Origin of the sequence: Nocardioides pollutisoli (assembly GCF_040045055.1) — a bacterium.
In the GTDB taxonomy this organism is placed as follows: Bacteria; Actinomycetota; Actinomycetes; order Propionibacteriales; family Nocardioidaceae; genus Nocardioides; species Nocardioides tweenelious.
This window is the reverse complement of the sequence record NZ_JBDZDU010000001.1, coordinates 598,659-616,375: the sequence shown is the minus strand read 5'-3', so window position 1 is coordinate 616,375 and position 17,717 is coordinate 598,659. Positions and strand designations below refer to the sequence as shown.

Annotated in this window: 19 protein-coding genes; 16 read left to right on the top strand and 3 right to left on the bottom strand. The window is 70.9% G+C overall.

Going from position 1 to position 17,717, the window contains the following annotated elements:
* The first annotated feature begins 14 nt into the window (after positions 1-14).
* Positions 15-1,010 carry a glycerophosphodiester phosphodiesterase gene (locus tag ABLE68_RS02965; protein WP_348869683.1) on the top strand — a complete coding sequence of 332 codons (996 nt, stop codon included), beginning with the start codon at positions 15-17 and terminating at the stop codon, positions 1,008-1,010.
* Here ABLE68_RS02965 and ABLE68_RS02960 read toward each other — a convergent pair.
* The 3 genes from ABLE68_RS02960 to ABLE68_RS02950 are packed head-to-tail and all read right to left on the bottom strand — an operon-like array spanning position 974 to position 2,762.
* Positions 974-1,171 carry a PspC domain-containing protein gene (locus ABLE68_RS02960; protein WP_348869682.1) on the bottom strand — a complete coding sequence of 66 codons (198 nt, stop codon included), beginning with the start codon at positions 1,169-1,171 and terminating at the stop codon, positions 974-976. The two genes, ABLE68_RS02965 and ABLE68_RS02960, sit on opposite strands and share 37 nt — an antisense overlap.
* Positions 1,168-1,500, bottom strand: coding sequence for a hypothetical protein (locus tag ABLE68_RS02955; protein ID WP_348869680.1), 333 nt, complete (start codon positions 1,498-1,500; stop codon positions 1,168-1,170). Before ABLE68_RS02955 ends, ABLE68_RS02960 begins: the two co-directional genes overlap by 4 nt.
* The gene (locus tag ABLE68_RS02950; RefSeq protein WP_348869679.1) at positions 1,497-2,762 is read right to left on the bottom strand and encodes a PspC domain-containing protein; all 1,266 of its coding nucleotides are present in this window, start codon (positions 2,760-2,762) and stop codon (positions 1,497-1,499) included. The genes ABLE68_RS02955 and ABLE68_RS02950 overlap by 4 nt, the downstream gene beginning before the upstream one ends.
* Positions 2,763-2,905: 143 nt before the next feature.
* Here ABLE68_RS02950 and ABLE68_RS02945 point away from each other — a divergent pair, with 143 nt between their 5' ends.
* The 15 genes from ABLE68_RS02945 (at position 2,906) to ABLE68_RS02875 (ending at position 17,713) form a co-directional block, all read left to right on the top strand.
* The gene (locus ABLE68_RS02945; RefSeq protein WP_348869678.1) at positions 2,906-4,222 is read left to right on the top strand and encodes an ATP-binding protein; all 1,317 of its coding nucleotides are present in this window, start codon (positions 2,906-2,908) and stop codon (positions 4,220-4,222) included.
* Positions 4,215-4,898, top strand: a complete 684-nt coding sequence (locus ABLE68_RS02940) for a response regulator (RefSeq protein ID WP_348869677.1) — start codon at positions 4,215-4,217, stop codon at positions 4,896-4,898. The genes ABLE68_RS02945 and ABLE68_RS02940 overlap by 8 nt, the downstream gene beginning before the upstream one ends.
* Positions 4,899-4,907: 9 nt before the next feature.
* The gene (locus ABLE68_RS02935) at positions 4,908-5,261 is read left to right on the top strand and encodes a hypothetical protein (protein ID WP_348869676.1); all 354 of its coding nucleotides are present in this window, start codon (positions 4,908-4,910) and stop codon (positions 5,259-5,261) included.
* Positions 5,262-5,451: 190 nt separating this feature from the next.
* Complete coding sequence (locus ABLE68_RS02930; protein WP_348869675.1) at positions 5,452-7,653, top strand: chemotaxis protein CheA; 2,202 nt, start codon at positions 5,452-5,454, stop codon at positions 7,651-7,653.
* Positions 7,650-8,069 (top strand): chemotaxis protein CheW, encoded by a 420-nt coding sequence (locus tag ABLE68_RS02925; protein ID WP_348869674.1) that lies wholly within the window; start codon positions 7,650-7,652, stop codon positions 8,067-8,069. The genes ABLE68_RS02930 and ABLE68_RS02925 overlap by 4 nt, the downstream gene beginning before the upstream one ends.
* A 53-nt stretch (positions 8,070-8,122) precedes the next feature.
* Positions 8,123-9,694: a methyl-accepting chemotaxis protein gene (locus ABLE68_RS02920; RefSeq protein WP_348869673.1), complete on the top strand. Its 1,572-nt coding sequence runs from the start codon at positions 8,123-8,125 to the stop codon at positions 9,692-9,694.
* Between the two features lie 34 nt (positions 9,695-9,728).
* Positions 9,729-11,318 (top strand): methyl-accepting chemotaxis protein, encoded by a 1,590-nt coding sequence (locus ABLE68_RS02915; protein WP_348869672.1) that lies wholly within the window; start codon positions 9,729-9,731, stop codon positions 11,316-11,318.
* Between the two features lie 40 nt (positions 11,319-11,358).
* Positions 11,359-12,990, top strand: coding sequence for a methyl-accepting chemotaxis protein (locus ABLE68_RS02910; RefSeq protein ID WP_348869671.1), 1,632 nt, complete (start codon positions 11,359-11,361; stop codon positions 12,988-12,990).
* A 67-nt stretch (positions 12,991-13,057) separates the two neighbouring features.
* Positions 13,058-13,951: a hypothetical protein gene (locus tag ABLE68_RS02905; protein ID WP_348869670.1), complete on the top strand. Its 894-nt coding sequence runs from the start codon at positions 13,058-13,060 to the stop codon at positions 13,949-13,951.
* A gap of 85 nt (positions 13,952-14,036) precedes the next feature.
* On the top strand, positions 14,037-15,161 hold the full coding sequence (locus tag ABLE68_RS02900) for a protein-glutamate methylesterase/protein-glutamine glutaminase (protein WP_348869669.1): 1,125 nt from the start codon (positions 14,037-14,039) through the stop codon (positions 15,159-15,161).
* Positions 15,158-15,994 (top strand): CheR family methyltransferase, encoded by an 837-nt coding sequence (locus ABLE68_RS02895; RefSeq protein ID WP_348869668.1) that lies wholly within the window; start codon positions 15,158-15,160, stop codon positions 15,992-15,994. Before ABLE68_RS02900 ends, ABLE68_RS02895 begins: the two co-directional genes overlap by 4 nt.
* Positions 15,982-16,368: a response regulator gene (locus tag ABLE68_RS02890; RefSeq protein WP_348869667.1), complete on the top strand. Its 387-nt coding sequence runs from the start codon at positions 15,982-15,984 to the stop codon at positions 16,366-16,368. The genes ABLE68_RS02895 and ABLE68_RS02890 overlap by 13 nt, the downstream gene beginning before the upstream one ends.
* Position 16,369: 1 nt before the next feature.
* Positions 16,370-16,816: a chemotaxis protein CheX gene (locus ABLE68_RS02885; RefSeq protein WP_348869666.1), complete on the top strand. Its 447-nt coding sequence runs from the start codon at positions 16,370-16,372 to the stop codon at positions 16,814-16,816.
* A gap of 56 nt (positions 16,817-16,872) precedes the next feature.
* Positions 16,873-17,235: a response regulator gene (locus tag ABLE68_RS02880; protein WP_348869665.1), complete on the top strand. Its 363-nt coding sequence runs from the start codon at positions 16,873-16,875 to the stop codon at positions 17,233-17,235.
* Positions 17,236-17,242: 7 nt separating this feature from the next.
* Complete coding sequence (locus ABLE68_RS02875) at positions 17,243-17,713, top strand: hypothetical protein (protein WP_348869664.1); 471 nt, start codon at positions 17,243-17,245, stop codon at positions 17,711-17,713.
* Positions 17,714-17,717: the final 4 nt, after the last annotated feature.

The window sequence follows — 17,717 nt, the reverse complement described above, 5'->3', positions numbered from 1 at the left end:
GCTCTGCTGGAGGCATGCAGGCAATGCCCCTGGTCATCGCCCACCGCGGCGCGTCGGGCTACCGGCCCGAGCACACCCTGGCGTCGTACCGCCTGGCGATCGCGCTGGGCGCCGACTACGTGGAGCCCGATCTCGTCCCGACCCGCGACGGCGTCCTCGTCGCCCGGCACGAGGCCGAGATCGGACGGACCACCGACGTGGCCGGTCGCGCGGAGTTCGCGGGCCGGATGACCACCAAGGAGATCGACGGCAAGCAGTCGACCGGCTGGTTCGTCGAGGACTTCACGCTCGCCGAGCTCAAGACCCTGCGCGCGATCGAGCGGCTCCCCGATCTGCGACCGCGCAACACGAGGTACGACGGCCGCTACGAGGTCCCGACGTTCGACGAGATCCTGGGCCTGGTGGCCGAGGAGTCGGACCGGCTGGGACGTCGGATCGGTGTCTACCCGGAGACCAAGCACCCGTCGTACTTCGCGGAGCTGGGTCTCGCCCTCGAGGACCGGCTGCTCGACGCGTTGTACGAGCACGGGTACGGCGACCCGCACGCACCGGTCTTCATCCAGTCCTTCGAGCCCGGCAACCTCCAGTGGCTGCGGTCACGCACCGGACTGCCGCTGGTGCAGCTGGTCGAGGCCACCGGTCGCGTGGACCTGGTGACCTCGACCGGGCTGCGCCGCGTCGCCGGCTGGGCTGACGCGGTCGGCGTCGCCAAGGACCTGGTCCTGCCGCGCCATGCCGACACCGGCACCATCGGTGCGCCGTCGAGCCTGGTGGCCGACGCGCACGCCGCGGGGCTCGCGGTCCACGTGTGGACGATGCGTGACGAGAACGCCTTCCTGCCGACCGGCTACCGCCGCGGTGTCGACCCGGCCGCCACCGGCGACTCCATCGAGGAGACCCAGGCCTTCCTCGACGCCGGCGTCGACGGGGTCTTCACCGACCAGCCCGACACGACGCTCGAGGCCTGCCGGATTCACGCCTCCGGCATCAGGATCCACGCCACCACGTAGACGACGGCGATGGTGCCGAAGCTGAAGACCGCGCCGAGCACGGTCAGCAGGCGTACGACGGTGGGGTCGATCCTCAGGTAGTCGGCGACGCCCGAGCAGACGCCGGCGACCATCCGGTCGTCACGGCGGCGGGTCAGGGACTTCATGGTGGTGGCGTTCATCGGGACTCCTCGTCCAGCGGGTCGATCACGGTGGTGTCGACGGTGGTGTCGGTCTCGGCGGGGGTGTCCGCCGTGGGGGTCTCGCCCACCCAGCCGGTCTGGCGGGTGGACCACTTCTTGCTCGAGGACAGGCCGATGGCGAGCAGGCCGGCGAGGCCGGCCAGCACCCACGGCACCGGCAGCAGCCAGCGCACGTCGCCGTTGCCGACCGCGTCGCTCTGGAGCAGCGCCCACACCCCGACCAGGCCGAGGAAGGCGATGCCCATCACCAGGTGGCCGACGTTGACGGGGTGGCGACCGGACTGCTGGTCGATCTGGATGTCGCTCATCGGTGCACCTCGATCTGTCCGACGTTCAGGTCGGCGTTGATGATGATCTCCGGGTCGGTGTCCCGGCCGTTGTACGCGTGCTCGCGGATGGTGATCCCGCCGTGCTCGTCGCCGAAGAGCTCGATGCTGCCCGGACCGTCGATGTCGGCGTTGACGCTGGCCGCCAGGCCGCGCGGGAGGATGACCTCGAGGTGGCCGAAGTCGGCGTCCAGGTGGACGACCCGACCGTCGAGAGCCGCGAGGTCGGTGACGTCGCGCAGGTCGAGCACGATCTCGCCGGCGTCGATCTGGTAGCTGTCCTCGACCGCGGCCGCATACGTGGGCGTCGGGCTCAGGGTCTCGCCGTCCCAGCGGTCCGCCACGGTCGAGCCGATCAGGAAGACGGTGGAGACGAGGCCGATCAGGATGATGCCGCCGGCGCGACCGAAGAACGAGCCGACCAGCAGCATCACGCCGCTGATGCCGACGGCGAGGGCGGCGTACGCCGAGTCCGCGACGTCCATGCCGGCGACGTCGGCGATCCCGAGCAGCCCCTCGCACAGCGCGATCAGCGCGAGCGTGAACCAGAACAGGATCGGTCCGCGCTTGCGCGGGTTCGGGATCTTGTACGGCGGCGGCTTGATGTAGACCGGCGGCTGCGGCGGGAAGTAGGCGGTCGTCGGGGCCGCGGCGTACGGCGCCTCCTGCGCGGGAGCTGCCGGCGGCGGGACCCAGCCGGGGGCGGTGTAGCCCGCAGCGGTGTAGCCGGGGGACGTGTAGGTCAGCGGCTCGTTCGTGTACGTCGGAGCGGCGAAGCCGTCCGGCTTCGGCGCGCTGTTGTTGTGACGCGTCAGCAACCAGAGGGCGATCAGCGCGATCACCGCCAGCGGCCACGGGAACCAGAAGGCGCCCCACGAGTCGCCGATCAGCGCCAGCGCCGCGATGCCGCCGACCACGATCAGCACCACCGACCGGGTCCGGTCGTCGAGGTTGATCGTGGCGTGGTCGTCACCGTCCTGGGGGACGAGCAGCCAGCACGCGCCGTACAGGATCAGGCCGGCGCCGCCGAAGAAGACCAGCACCACGAAGGCCACCCGCAGCACCAGCGGGTCGATGTCGAGGTGGCGGGCGAGCCCGCCGGCGACACCGGCCACCTTGCGATCGCTGCGCGAGCGGCGCAGCCGACCCAGGTCGCGGATCTCGTCGCGGGTGACCCGCGGGCCGGTGTCCTGGCCGGGCGAGTCGTGCCTCGGGGGTGGGGCTTCGGGCGGTGTGGTGGTCATGCACCCAGCCTGCGCCGTCGAGAGCTCCCGGACCATCGGTGAGACCCCTGATCCTGGGCCGGGGGAGGGCCGGTGTCGTCAGGGTCGGGCCGGGGATCGCCCTCATGGTCCGGAGCCGGGTGTTCTGGGAGGATCGAGCCACGATGAGCAGCACACGAGCGACCGCAGACGTGGGCGATCCGAGGCCCACGCCCGGTCCGCCCGGGACCCGTCGCGCCACGCGCGACACGCAGGAGCCGATCCTCGGCGGCGTCGCCGGTGGACTCGCTCGCCACCTGGCCTTCCCGGTGATCTGGGTGCGCGCCGGCTTCGTGCTCGCGGCCTTCCTCGGTGGCTTCGGCGTCGTCCTGTACGCCGCCCTCTGGGCGATGCTGCCCAGCGACGCCCACTTCGTGACGGGCGCTCCGGGCATCGAGAGCGCGACCCGCGGCGGCCGTCGCCCGGGACGCATCCGCCGACTCGGCGACGTCGGCCCGGCGATCGCGCTCGCGGCCCTGGGGTTCGGCGCGATCCTGCTCCTCGAGGCGGTCCTCGGCCGGGGCGCGATCTTCTGGCCGGTCGTGATCGCGATCGTCGGCATCGCGCTGCTGTGGCGCCAGGCCGACGAGGCGCAGCGCGAGCGCTGGCTCGACAGCACCGGCCGCATCGACCCGGTCCGGATGGTCTTCGGCAGCGGTGGCTGGGCGTCGTACGCCCGGGTCGCCGCCGGCGTCGTCCTCATCGTGATCGCGCTGGTCCTCTACTCCGCACGTGGCGGCTCCTTCGGGATGGCCCGCGACGTCACCGTCGCCGCCCTGCTGACCGTGCTCGGGTTGGGCATCGTGATCGGGCCGTGGGTCTACCGGCTCGCCGCCGACCTCACCGACGAGCGTGCCGAGCGGGTGCGCACCCAGGAGCGCGCCGACGTCGCGGCCCACCTCCACGACTCCGTGCTCCAGACGCTCGCGCTGATCCAGAAGAACGCCGACGACCCGGCGACCGTCTCCCGGCTGGCGCGCGCGCAGGAGCGCGACCTCCGGTCCTGGCTCTACGCCGGCGAGTCCACCGACGAGCGCACCGTCGCCAGCGCCCTGCGCGGGGTCGCGGCCCGGGTCGAGGACGAGTACGCCGTCTCCGTCGAGGTCGTCACCGTCGGCGACTGCGACTTCGACGAGGCCCTGCGTCCGATCGTCCACGCCACCGGCGAGGCGGTCACCAACGCGGCCAAGCACGCCGGCACCGGCAAGGTCGACGTCTTCGCCGAGGTCACCGGCACCGCGGTCGACGTGTTCGTCCGCGACCGCGGCCAGGGCTTCGACCCGGCGGCGGTCGGGGCGGACCGCTACGGGGTCCGCAACAGCATCGTCGACCGGATGCAGCGCCACGGCGGGTCGGCAGAGGTACGGTCCGCACCAGGCGACGGGACCGAGATCCGGCTGCACCTACCCCGACCCGCGACGCAGGAGGAGAGACATGGCTGAGGACGGCACCAGTCCAGCGGGTCCCGTCGGGATCGTGATCGTCGACGACCACGCGATGTTCCGGCGGGGGGTCCGGGCCGAGCTCGAGGGCGCGGGTGCGGGAGCCGTGCAGATCCTCGCCGAGGCGGCCGACGTCGACGAGGCGATCGCCGCGGTGACGACGTACACGCCCGGCGTCGTGCTGCTCGACGTGCACCTCCCCGGCGGCGGCGGCGTCGAGGTGATGCGGCGGATGGCCGCGTCGGGCGCCTCGCCGGACACCCGCTACCTCGCGCTCAGCGTCAGTGACGCGGCCGAGGATGTCATCGGCACGATCCGCGGCGGCGCTCGCGGCTACGTCACGAAGACCATCACCGGCCCCGAGCTCGTGCAGGCGATCGGCCGGGTGGCCGAGGGCGACGCGGTCTTCTCCCCGCGGCTGGCCGGCTTCGTGCTCGACGCCTTCTCGGGCGCGATCGACGTCGCGGCCGTCGACGAGGACCTCGACCGGCTCACCGAGCGCGAGCGCGAGGTGATGCGGCTGATCGCCCGTGGCTACGCCTACAAGGAGGTGGCCAAGGAGCTGTTCATCTCCGTGAAGACCGTCGAGACCCACATGTCGAGCGTGCTGCGCAAGCTGCAGCTCTCCTCGCGCCACGAGCTCTCCCGCTGGGCGTCGGACCGGCGCCTTCTCTAGAGTCCAGCCATGGACTTCCTGCGGCACCTGCTGCTCGTCATCCACATCGTCGGCTTCGCTGCGCTGCTCGGCGGGCTGCTGGTCCAGGCCCGCCGACCGGAGAAGAAGGTCAACGGCCTGATGCGTGACGGTGCGGGTACGGCGTTCCTCGCCGGCCTGCTGCTGGTGGGCGTGATCGAGGCCGACGACGGCTCGGTCGACCACGCCAAGATCGCGGTGAAGGGGATCATCGGTCTCGTCGTGCTCGCGCTGGTGATGGCGAACCTTCGCAAGGAGCGGATCGCGACCGGTCTCTGGGCGCTCATCCTGCTGCTGACCCTCACGAACATCTGCGTCGCGGTCTTCTGGGTGCCTGCCGGCTGAGGTCGCGCGGCTGCGTCGGGCGGGCCCCGGGTGGGCGGTGGGTGGTCCACCGAGTGGGGAACCGAAAGGGTGGATGATCCACCGCCTACCGGTCCGGACCGGTCGAAGATGCCCCGGACCGGTTGCTCAGGTCGCCCGGCTCGCGGCCGATCCGTCTCGTCGAACGCCACGAACGACGAGAGGGCACCCAGTGGATGAGATCGACGAGATCGTCCAGGAGTTCCTCGTGGAGAGCCACGAGAACCTCGACCAGCTCGACCGCGACCTGGTCGCGCTCGAACGCGAGCCCGGCTCTCGCGACCTGCTGGGCAGCATCTTCCGCACCATCCACACCATCAAGGGCACCAGCGGCTTCCTCGCGTTCGGGAAGCTCGAGGCGGTGACCCACGTCGGTGAGAACCTCCTGGCCCGCCTGCGCGACGGCAAGATGTCGATGACGCCGCAGACCACCGACGTGCTGCTCGCCATGGTCGACACCGTCCGTGACCTGCTCGCGACGATCGAGCAGCAGGGCAACGAGGGCGACCCGGACGTCAGCGCCGTCGTCGAGGCGATCACCGCCCTCCTCGAGGGCAAGGAGCCGGCGCCTGCCGTCGAGGTCCTGCCCGAGGCCGTCGTCGAGGCGGTCGCCGCCGCGGCGGTACCGGTGCCCGAGCCGGTCGCTCAGGCAGCGCCCGTCGTCGAGCACGTGGACGAGCCCGCCGCCCGTCGCAGCGTCGCCGACTCCTCCATCCGCGTGGACGTCGACCTGCTCGACAACCTGATGCAGCTGGTCGGGGAGCTCGTGCTGACCCGCAACCAGATCGTCCGCCAGGCGGGCGACCAGCAGGAGGTCGAGCTGACCCGCTCCGCCCAGCGGTTGAACCTGATCGCCTCCGAGCTGCAGGAGGGGGTCATGAAGACTCGCATGCAGCCCATCGACAATCTCTGGTCCAAGCTCCCTCGCGTCGTCCGCGACCTCGGTGCCCACTGCGGCAAGCAGGTCTCGCTGACCATGGTCGGCAAGGAGACCGAGCTCGACCGCACCCTGCTCGAGGCCGTCAAGGACCCGCTGACCCACCTGGTCCGCAACGCCGTCGACCACGGTCTCGAGGTCCCCGAGGACCGCATCGCCGCGGGCAAGGCCGCCGAGGGCGTCCTCACCCTGCGCGCCTACCACCAGGGCGGCCAGGTCGTCGTCGAGGTGAGTGACGACGGCGCCGGCATCGACTCCGACCGGGTGGCTGCGAAGGCCATCGAGCGCGGTCTGCGCACCCAGGCCCAGGTCGCGCAGATGTCGCCGGCCGACGTGCTGCAGCTGATCTTCGTGCCCGGCTTCTCCACGGCCGCGGCTGTCACCAACGTCTCCGGACGTGGTGTCGGCATGGACGTCGTGAAGACCAACATCGAGGGCATCGGCGGCACCATCGAGGTCGAGTCGGTGCTCGGTCGCGGTACGACGTGCCGCCTGCGCATCCCGCTCACCCTCGCCATCGTCCCGGCCCTCACCGTCGAGTGCGCGGGCGACCGCTACGCCATCCCGCAGGTCAGCCTGCTGGAACTCGTCGCGCTGGACGCCGACCGGGCCGCCAACGCGGTCGAGGACGTCAACGGCGCCTCGGTCTACCGCCTGCGCGGCGCACTGCTCCCGCTGGTCCGCCTCGCCGACGTGCTCGGCGTCGAGTCCGACCGGTCCGACGGGCACGTGCTCATCGCGGTCCTCCAGGCCGACGGCAAGCGCTTCGGCCTGGTCATCGACCGGGTCCTGTCCACCGAGGAGATCGTGGTCAAGCCGCTCGGCTCGCAGCTCAAGGCGATCGGCACCTACTCGGGCGCGACGATCCTCGGCGACGGCCGGGTGGCGCTCATCCTCGACGTCCAGGCCCTCGCCCGGCGGGTCCTCAACACCGACGCGCTCGACCAGGACGAGGACTCCGCCGACGACGCCCGCGCCACCGTGTCCGAATCGCTCCGGCTGCTGGTCGCCGGCCTGGGGGAGAACCGCAAGGTCGCGATCCCGCTCTCGTCGGTCACCCGGCTCGAGAACTTCGACCGCTCGGCCGTCGAGCGGATCGGCAACCGCGAGGTCGTGCAGTACCGCGGCGGCATCCTGCCGGTGGTGCGCCTCAACAACTACTACGGAGTGATGAGCGACCGCGACGGCGACGAGCTGGTCGTGGTGATCTACACCGTGGGGGACCGCAGCGTCGCCATGGTCGTCGACCAGATCGTCGACATCGTCGACGAGGCCGCCGAGTTCCACGACGAGGTCACCGACCACGGCGTCCTCGGGTCGACCCTGGTCCGCGACCGGATCGTCGAGGTCCTCGACGTACGCGCCGCGATCCTGTCGGCCGACCCGACCTTCTACGCGGACCACGAGGTCCAGCCCGAGCTCCTGGAGGCGATGTGAGCGCCCGACTGGTCACCTTCAGCCTGGACGGACGTCTGTACGGCGTCGACGTGAACGCGGTGCAGGAGGTCCTCCGCGGGCAGCCGCGCACGCGGATCCCGCTCGCGCCGGACACCGTCTCGGGCCTGATCAACCTGCGCGGTCAGGTGATGAGCGCGGTCGAGCTCCGGGCCCGCCTGGGTCTGCCCGACCGGCAGGACGACCAGGAGCCGATGCTCGTGGTGGTGCGCGTCGCCGGCGAGGTCATCGCTCTCCTCGTGGACAGCATCGGCGCCGTCATCGACGTCGACGACGACCAGTTCGAGCTGCCGCCGGACACGCTCGCCGGCCCCGCGCGGGAGTTCCTGCACGGCGCCTACAAGCTCGAGGGCCAGCTGCTCCTCGCCCTGGACGTCGACCGCGCCGCAGCCGCCTGAACCGCACACCGTCAGCGCACCACCCATCCATCAGAGACCTCCCGGGGAGCACCATGTCCGTCGTCACCATCACCTGGACCGTCGGCCGACGGCTCGCAGCCATCGCCGGCATCGGCGCCGTCACCGCGCTCGTCGTGGCCGGGGTCGCCTACTCGGGCTTCCAGGGCCTGGAGTCCGACTCCGCCCGGCTCGCGAAGTACCAGGACGCCATCGCCTACATGCACGCGCTCGACACCCGCTCGAGCGAGCTGAAGGTCGACGGCCTGAAGGCCGCGATCTACCCCGACAACTCGACGCTGGACCAGGACGTCGTCGACGACACCGCGACGATCACGGGCCTGATGGCCGACCTGACGGCGCTCGACCTCGAGGTCACCAGCGGCCAGGTCGACGAGTTCAACGCCGCGTGGGCGGCGTACGAGAAGTCCATCGCGGACTACGTCGACGGTGCCATCGCCGACCAGAGCGCCGCGCGCGCCAAGGTCCAGCAGGTGCAGGCCGCCAACGACCAGATGGACGACATCCTCTCGGCGGCGATCGACGGGCTCGAGAAGTCCGCGACGGCGGCGGAGAAGGAGGCGGCGACCACACGCTCGCACGCCGAGCTCCTGCTGTGGACCGCGGTGCTGCTCGGCCTCGCGTCGCTGATCACGCTCGCCTTCGTCATCGCCCGCTCCATCACCCAACCGCTGCGCCGGGGCGTCGACGCGCTCACCCAGTTCGCCGACGGCGACCTGACCCGGCGCGTCGAGGAGAAGTCGGCCGCCGAGCTCGGTGAGCTCGAGCGGGCGCTCAACCGTTCGATCGAGTCGGTCTCCGAGATCGTCACCGCCGTGCAGGGCTCCGCGGACGCGGTCGCCGCTGCGTCCGAGGAGCTGTCGGCGTCGTCGCAGGAGATCGCGGCCGGTGCGGAGGAGACCTCGGTCCAGGCGAGCGTCGTGTCGGGTGCTGCGGACGAGGTGTCGCGCAACGTGCAGACGGTGGCTGCTGGTGCCGAGCAGATGGGTGCCTCGATCCGCGAGATCGCCTCGTCGGCGAACGACGCTGCCCGGGTCGCGTCGCAGGCCGTGTCGATGGTGGAGACCACCAACGCATCGGTGGCTCGCCTCGGTACGTCGAGCCAGGAGATCGGTGCGGTGGTCAAGACGATCACCTCGATCGCCGAGCAGACCAACCTCCTCGCGCTGAACGCGACCATCGAGGCCGCTCGCGCCGGCGAGGCCGGCAAGGGCTTCGCCGTCGTCGCGAACGAGGTCAAGGAGCTCGCGCAGGAGACCGCGCGGGCGACCGAGGACATCGCGCGTCGGGTGGAGACGATCCAGGGCGACACGACCGGTGCGGTCGACGCCATCGGTGAGATCGCCACCATCATCACCTCGATCAACGACTACCAGCTCACGATCGCCTCGGCGGTCGAGGAGCAGACCGCGACCACGAACGAGATGTCGCGCAACGTCGCGGACGCCTCGGCCGGATCCGGTGAGATCGCCCAGAACATCAACGGCGTCGCTGCTGCGTCCACGACCACCACCCAGGCGGTCAACCAGACCCTGTCCGCGATCGACGAGCTCGCCGAGATGGCCTCGTCGCTGCGGACCGAGATCTCGCGCTTCCGCGTGGCCTGACCGCACCTCCACTCTCGAGCAAGGGGCACCCTCCATGAACCGCCTCCGCAAGCTGTCCGTGGCACAGCGACTCATGGCGGTTGCCGTCATCAGCGGCCTGACCATGACGATCCTGGGAGCCGTGGCCATCTCCGGGATCTACGACCTCCGGACGTCCTCGGACGAGCAGCACACGATGGATGTGGCCGCCGGCCTGATCGACGAGATCGACGCGGTGTCGATCGAGCTCACGAACGACGCGTACCTCTCCGCCAGCCTCGACGACCCGTCCGGCGTGCCCGACTCGCTGCAGGAGCACACGACCGAGCTGACGGGACTGCTCGACCAGCTCAGTGGTCTCGGCCTCGAGGACACCAAGCTCGCGATCAGCACTGACGGCGAGGACGCGCAAGCCTTCCAGGCAGCGTTCGAGAGCCTGGTGGCCGATGTCAGCTCCTTCGTGAAGGAGGCGTCGTCGGACCAGGAGGCCGCTCGGCACCAGCTCGACGAGCTGGCGGGCAGCGCCGCGACCGTCGACGACGCCGTGACCCAGGCCGTCGACCTCTTCACCAGCACGGCGGACTCCTACAACGCTGACCAGGACGACCTCCGCAGCCGGGTCCTCAGGGACACGATCGGTGTCGGCGTCCTCGGCCTGGTGCTGATGGTCACGCTGATCACCCTCATCGCGCGCTCCATCGTCCGGCCGCTGCGCAGCAGTGTCGCCGTCCTCCAGGGCTTCGCCGGCGGTGACCTCTCCCAGCGCGCCTCGGAGACCTCGAGCGCCGAGCTCGGTGAGCTGGAGCGGGCGCTCAACCGGTCGATCGCGTCGGTCTCCGACATCGTGACGACCGTGCAGGGCTGGGCCGACGCCGTCGCCGCTGCGTCGGAGGAGTTGTCGGCGTCGTCGCAGGAGATCGCGGCTGGTGCGGAGGAGACCTCGGTCCAGGCCAACGTGGTCTCGGGTGCTGCGGACGAGGTGTCGCGCAACGTGCAGACCGTGGCCGCGGGTGCGGAGCAGATGGGTGCCTCGATCCGCGAGATCGCCTCGTCGGCCAACGACGCCGCCCGGGTCGCCTCCCAGGCGGTCGGGATCGTCGAGACCACGAACGAGTCGGTCGCCAAGCTCGGTGCCTCCTCGCAGGAGATCGGCAACGTGGTCAAGGTGATCACCTCGATCGCCGAGCAGACCAACCTGCTGGCCCTCAACGCGACCATCGAGGCCGCACGCGCCGGCGAGGCCGGCAAGGGCTTCGCCGTGGTCGCCAACGAGGTCAAGGAGCTCGCCCAGGAGACCGCGCGGGCCACCGAGGACATCGCCCGCCGCGTCGAGGCCATCCAGGCCGACACCGGCGGCGCCGTCGACGCGATCGGCCAGATCTCGGAGATCATCACCTCGATCAACGACTACCAGCTCACCATCGCCTCGGCCGTCGAGGAGCAGACCGCGACCACGAACGAGATGTCACGCAACGTCGCCGAGGCCTCCACCGGCTCGGGCGAGATCGCCACGAACATCAGCGGCGTCGCCGCGGCCGCCACGACCACCACGGGCGCCGTGAACCAGACGCTGGCCGCGATCGGCGAGCTCGCCCAGATGGCCGCCGGCCTGCGCACCGAGATCTCCCGGTTCCACCAGGGCTGAACGCCCGCCCCTGTCCGCCCCCTCAGCAGAAAGACCCCCAGTGAGCGACTTCGTGGGAACGCGTGCCTCCGGGCACGTCCTGATCCGCTGGTTCCGTGACGCCAACGTCCGCCCGAAGATCCTGACGGCCGTCGGCCTGATGGCCGCCGTCGCCGTGGCGATCGGCAGCCTCTCGATCTGGGCCCAGTCGCGCGCTGCACAGCGGGCCGCCGACCTGTACAGCCACAACGTCCAGGGCGTCAGCCTCGTGCAGGACATGGGCACCGCGATCGCCAGCATGCGGATCGACGTGCGCAACGCCGTCACCGCTCAGATCCCGAGCTCCGAGAAGTCCGCTGAGATCCTCCTCGCTCAGCACCGCGAGCAGTTCGACCAGGCGGCCCAGGCGTACGCCGCGACGCAGCTCGACAGCGAGCGGAGCGCAGACCTGGCCGGGCTGCGGAACGCGGTCGACGACTTCATCGAGGTCGAGCACAAGGAACTGCTCCCGCTCGCGCGGCAGGGCAGGCAGGACTTCTGGTGGATCGGCAACGAGCTCAAGGCGGAGCCGCTGGTCGACGCGATGGCGATGTACTCGAGCGCCCTCACCACCGCCGAGAGCGTGGAGGCGGCCCAGAGCGCCGCCGCCGCCCACGCCAGCTTCGTGACCACGCGGGCGATCACCATCGGGCTCGCCGTGGTCGGCATCAGCCTGGCGCTGCTGCTCGGCTGGCTGGTCGCCGCAGCGACCGCGAACCGGGTGGCCCGGGTCAAGGCGGTCGCCGAAGGTCTGGCCCGCGGTGACCTGACGATGCGTGCCGACCTGGACTCCGCCGACGACGTGGGTGCCATGGGCGACGCGCTCGACAGCGCCACGGCACGGCTCCGCGACCTGATCGGATCGGTCAAGGTCTCCGCGGACGCGGTCGCGGCAGCGTCCGAGCAGCTGTCCGCGTCCTCCCAGCAGGTCGCGGCGGGTGCTGAGGAGACGTCGGTCCAGGCCGGTGTCGTGTCCGGTGCTGCGGACGAGGTGTCGCGCAACGTGCAGACGGTGGCTGCTGGTGCCGAGCAGATGGGTGCGTCGATCCGCGAGATCGCCTCGTCGGCCAACGACGCCGCCCGGGTCGCCAACGAAGCGGTCGTCATCGTCGACCGCACGAACACCTCCGTCGCCCGGCTCGGTGCCTCCTCGCAGGAGATCGGCAACGTGGTCAAGGTGATCACCTCGATCGCCGAGCAGACCAACCTCCTCGCGCTGAACGCGACCATCGAGGCCGCTCGCGCCGGCGAGGCCGGCAAGGGCTTCGCCGTCGTCGCCAACGAGGTCAAGGAGCTCGCGCAGGAGACCGCGCGGGCGACCGAGGACATCGCGCGTCGGGTGGAGGCCATTCAGGGCGACACGACCGGTGCGGTCGACGCCATCGGTGAGATCGCCACCATCATCACCTCGATCAACGACTACCAGCTCACGATCGCCTCGGCGGTCGAGGAGCAGACCGCGACCACGAACGAGATGACGCGCAACGTCGCTGAGGCGGCAACGGGGTCCGACGAGATCGCGACCAACATCACCGGCGTCTCGAGCGCCGCCGCGTCCACGACCCTGGCCCTCGCCCAGTCGCAGACCTCGATCGGCGAGATGACCCGGATGGCCCAGGAGCTGCGCGCGGCGGTCTCGCGCTTCACGGCGTAGCCGAAGGCACCCGCACCGGTCCCACCACGGTTAGCATGCGACTCCAGCAGGCGACAGGAGTCAGCGGATGACGTACTCCGTGGTGGGGGGCCCGGCCCTGGGCTTCGACCTCGCACGCCTGACCGGCGGACCGCAGGTCGCCGGCGTCCTGCGGGTGGCGCTCGCGGCGTCTCCGGAGACGCTCGAGCGGCTCGCCGACCACCACCCGGGACCCGGCGTGCGCGAGGAGTGGCGGCGTGCCTGCCTCGAGCCGGCGGGAGCGACGGAGTCCGTCGGTGACGTCCTCCCGCTCGCCGGTGCCGCGCTCGACGAAGCAGCAGTCGGTGAGACCGCGCTGCTGCGCCGGTTGGAGACCGGGATGCTCGGCGACGTGCACGCGCTCGACCGGATGGTGCGGCGCGACGCGCTCGACTGGACCTGGCTCCACAGTGGTGCGGTCGCCGCACAGGACCCGGTCGCCTCGATGGCGGCCGACGTCCTCTCCGACGCCGCCGCGAGCGCCTACCTGCGCGACCAGCTCAGCCCCGAGATCCGCCGGGCGATGGCTGCCCCTTTCCTCCGCTCGTCGGCGGGGGAGGCAGAGGTGCCCGAGCTCGCCGTCGGGATGCCCGAGGTCGACGGCCGCCTGGCAACCCTCGCGAGCGCCGACGACGAGACTCGCCACGCCTGGCGGCGCACGGTCGACGACCTGCGCGTCCATACGGCGGAGTGGGCGCCGGCCATGCACCAGGCGACCTGGGCGCTCTCCCTCTCGGACCGGCTCCGGCTCGCCTGCCACGCCCAGCTCGCCGGGGTCGTGGCGTTCAACCGCGCCGGCTTCACCGCGCGCGACGCGGCGTACGGCGTCTGGAATGCCTGGTCGGGGACGGTCCAGGCGAGCCTGGTCACCGATCTCCTGCCGGCCGCGGACCTGGCCGTCCTCCTGCGTGCCTGGGAAGCGGTCCAGAACACTCGCGGCTGACCTCGCGGTCCGCTCAGGTCGTCCTGGGGACGGCCGATGAGTCCTTCGCCTGCCACGGGGGCAGGCACCCACCGAAGGACTTTCTATGGCCCGGATCCGGGTGCTCGTGGTCGACGACTCGGTCGTGATCCGCAAGCTGGTCTCCGACCTGCTCTCCGCTGATCCCGGCATCGAGGTCGTCGGCACCGCGGTCAACGGCAGGGCGGGTCTCCAGAAGATCGCCCTGCTGAAGCCCGATCTCGTCACGATGGACATCGAGATGCCCGAGCTCAACGGCATCGAGACCGTGCGCGAGCTCCGGGCGAGCGGCAACCGCGTCCCGGTGATCATGTTCAGCACGCTGACCGAGCGCGGCGCGGTCGCCACGCTCGACGCCCTCGCTGCCGGCGCCTCGGACTACGTGCCCAAGCCGGCCAACGTCGGCAGCATCGGCCGCTCGATGGAGCAGGTTCGCGAAGCGCTGATCCCACGGATCAAGTCGCTCGTGCCACGCATCGACACCCGAACCGTCCCGACCGGGGCCGTGGCTCCGGTGGCCCCGGCTGCGCCGGTCTCGTTGCGCGACCCCGCCCAGCCGCCGGTCAACGGGTACAAGCTGCTCGTGATCGGTACGTCGACCGGCGGACCGGAGGCCCTCGGCTCGGTGCTCGCCGGTCTGCCGCGGCTGCCGGTGCCGACCGCCGTGGTCCAGCACATGCCGCCGGTGTTCACCCAGCAGTTCGCGGCCCGCCTCGACCGTCAGCTCGTCCATGCCGTGTCCGAGGCCGTCGACGGCCAGGTCCTGCGCCCCGGGAGCGTGTGCATCGCTCCGGGAGACTTCCACCTCAAGGTCGTGGCCGAGGGCCGCGACCTGGTGGCCCGGCTCGACCAGGAGCCACCCGAGAACTACTGCCGACCCGCTGTCGACGTGCTGTTCCGCAGCGCCGCGGCCGTCGCCGGACCCGCCGTGCTGAGCGTCATCCTGACCGGGATGGGCTCGGACGGCTGCCGGGGCGCACGCACGATCGTCGAGCGCGGCGGCAGCCTGATCGCCCAGAACCAGGCCACGTCGGTGGTCTGGGGCATGCCGGGCGCCGTCACGACCGCGGGTCTCGCCGAACGAGTCCTACCCCTGAGCGAGATCCCCGCGGAGATCACCCGACGCATCGGTCACCAGGCCGGTCAGCTCCCCGTCGGGCCATCAGCAATGAGTGCAGGAGGTGCACGGTGACCATCAGTCCCCAGGCCTTCACCTTCGTCCGGGAGCTGGTTCGCGCAGAAAGCGCGATCGTGCTCGAGACGGGCAAGGAGTACCTCGTCGAGTCGCGGTTGGTGCCGCTGGCTCGGGCGGGGGGCCACGCAGATGTCGACGCCTACGTCGCCGACCTCTCCAAGCGCCGTACCCCCGCGGCGATGAAGCAGGTCGTCGAGGCGCTGACCACCAACGAGACGTCGTGGTTCCGCGACTCCGACCCGTTCACGGCGCTCCGCCAGACGGTCTTCCCGGCGCTGGCGAAGACCCGGTCGAACCGGACGCTGCGGATCTGGGCGGGCGCGTGCTCGAGCGGCCAGGAGCCGTACAGCATCATCATGACCGCACTCGACACCCCCGAGCTCGCCGGGTGGAAGATCGAGCTGGTCGCCACCGACCTGTCGGAGGAGATGCTGGACCGCTCCCGCAAGGGCGAGTACTCCCAGCTGGAGGTCAACCGCGGCCTGCCCGCGACGACGCTGGTCCGGCACTTCGAGCGCGCCGGCCTCAACTGGAGGATCAACCAGTCGATCAGGGAACGTGTGGAGTTCCGTCAGCTCAACCTGACCCGGCCGTTCCCGCCCATGGGCCGGTTCGACATCGTGTTCCTCCGCAACGTGCTCATCTACTTCGACCTGCCCACCAAGCGCGACGTGCTCAAGCGCGTGCGCCAGGTGATGACGTCCGACGCCCACCTGTTCCTGGGTGCGGCCGAGATGACCATGGGCGTCGACGACGCCTGGGAGCGCGTGCCGGCAGGTCGGTCTTCGGTGTATCGGATCAGAGAGGAACAGGGCACATGCGTGCATTGATTGTCGACGATTCTCGAGCGATGCGCCGGATCGTCGGTCGCATCCTCGAGGGCGCAGGGTTCGAGGTGCTCGAGGCCGGCGACGGCCAGGAGGCACTCGACGTGCTCGAGGGGCTCGACAGCCCGCCCGAGCTGTCCTGCGTCGACTGGAACATGCCGGTCATGGACGGGTTCACGTTCATCACCGAGGTCCGCAAGCGACCCGAGTGGCGCTCCATCACGTTGATGATGGTGACCACCGAGAGCGAGATGGACCAGATCGTACGAGCGCTGGCGGCCGGCGCGCACGAGTACCTCATCAAGCCGTTCACCGGTGAGGCCATGCTGGAGAAGCTCGACCTGCTCGGGCTGCTCCCGACCACGACGGGGGTCTGACATGACCATCTCTGCTGCGCCCGACCAGGCGCTCGTCCTCGCCGCCATCGAGCAGGTGTGGGGCTCCATGCTCTTCGCGTCGGCTGAGCCGTGGCCCTCCGACCTGCCTGCGGTCTTCGAGACCGGCGTCCAGGCCCAGATCGAGCTGCGGGGCGACTGGAACGGTCGCCTCGTGCTCACCTGCGACAGTGTCGTCGCCACCCAGATCGCGGGCGCGATGCTCGGCCTGGACCCGGGCGAGGACCTGCCGGAGCCCGACGTGCACGACGCCGTGGGCGAGGTGCTCAACGTCGTCGGCGGCAGCGTGAAGGGTGCCCTGACGGGCAACTCGGCGCTCGGTCTACCCGGCGTCACCGGCACCACCGAGGTGCCGGGGCGCGACGACTCGTTCGTCGTGTCCTGGGGCGAGGCACCCGTCTACGTCCAGATCGTGCCGGACGCCGCCTGACGGCGCCCGGTCAGCAAGCCAGCTAAGTAGCGAGCCAGCGAGTTAGAAGGAAGATCATGAAGGTCCTCATCGCCGACGACAGCAAGGTCATGCGCCAGATCGTGCTGCGGACCATGCGACAGGCCGGCTTCGGCCACCACGACTTCGTGGAGGCAGTGGACGGCGCCGACGCCCTGGACAAGGTGGCCGCCGAGTCGCCCGACCTGGTGCTGTCGGACTGGAACATGCCCAACAAGACCGGCATCGAGCTGCTCCGCGCCCTGCGGGGCACCGGCGACGCCACGCCGTTCGGCTTCGTCACCTCGGAGGGCTCCGAGGAGATGCGTGGCGAGGCGAGGTCGGCCGGCGCGATGTTCCTCATCGCCAAGCCCTTCACGTCGGACGACTTCGAGTCGGCCCTTTCCGGAATGCTGGGCTGAGGCCGCCATGCTGCCTGACCGCAAGGAGATCAAGGACCTGTTCGAGGGTCTGCTGGGCCGCGAGACGGCGCTGACCCAGGGCACGCCCGTGGACAGCGGCATCCCGAAGCCGGTCGTGGCGTCGTACGTCGACGACGGCGGCTCCGTCCGCGCCGTCGCGCTGATGTCGTTCGGCCTCGCGGCGCGCTCCGGCGCTGCCATCGCGCTGGTGCCGAAGGGAGCCGCGGAGATCGCCGAGGAGGACCGGGTGCTGCCGCCCAACCTCTTCGAGAACGCCTCGGAGATCTGCAACATCATGGCGGCGCCGCTCGGTGACGCGATGGGGACGCACCTGCGGCTCTCCTCGACGTACGCGCCCTCGGACCCGGTGCCGGCGCACCTGCTCGTCCTGGCGTCGCAGCTCGGCGCCCGAGAGGACCTGGAGCTCGACATCGTCGGCTACGGCAAGGGTGGACTCTCGCTCGTCGTGGCGGTCTAGGGAC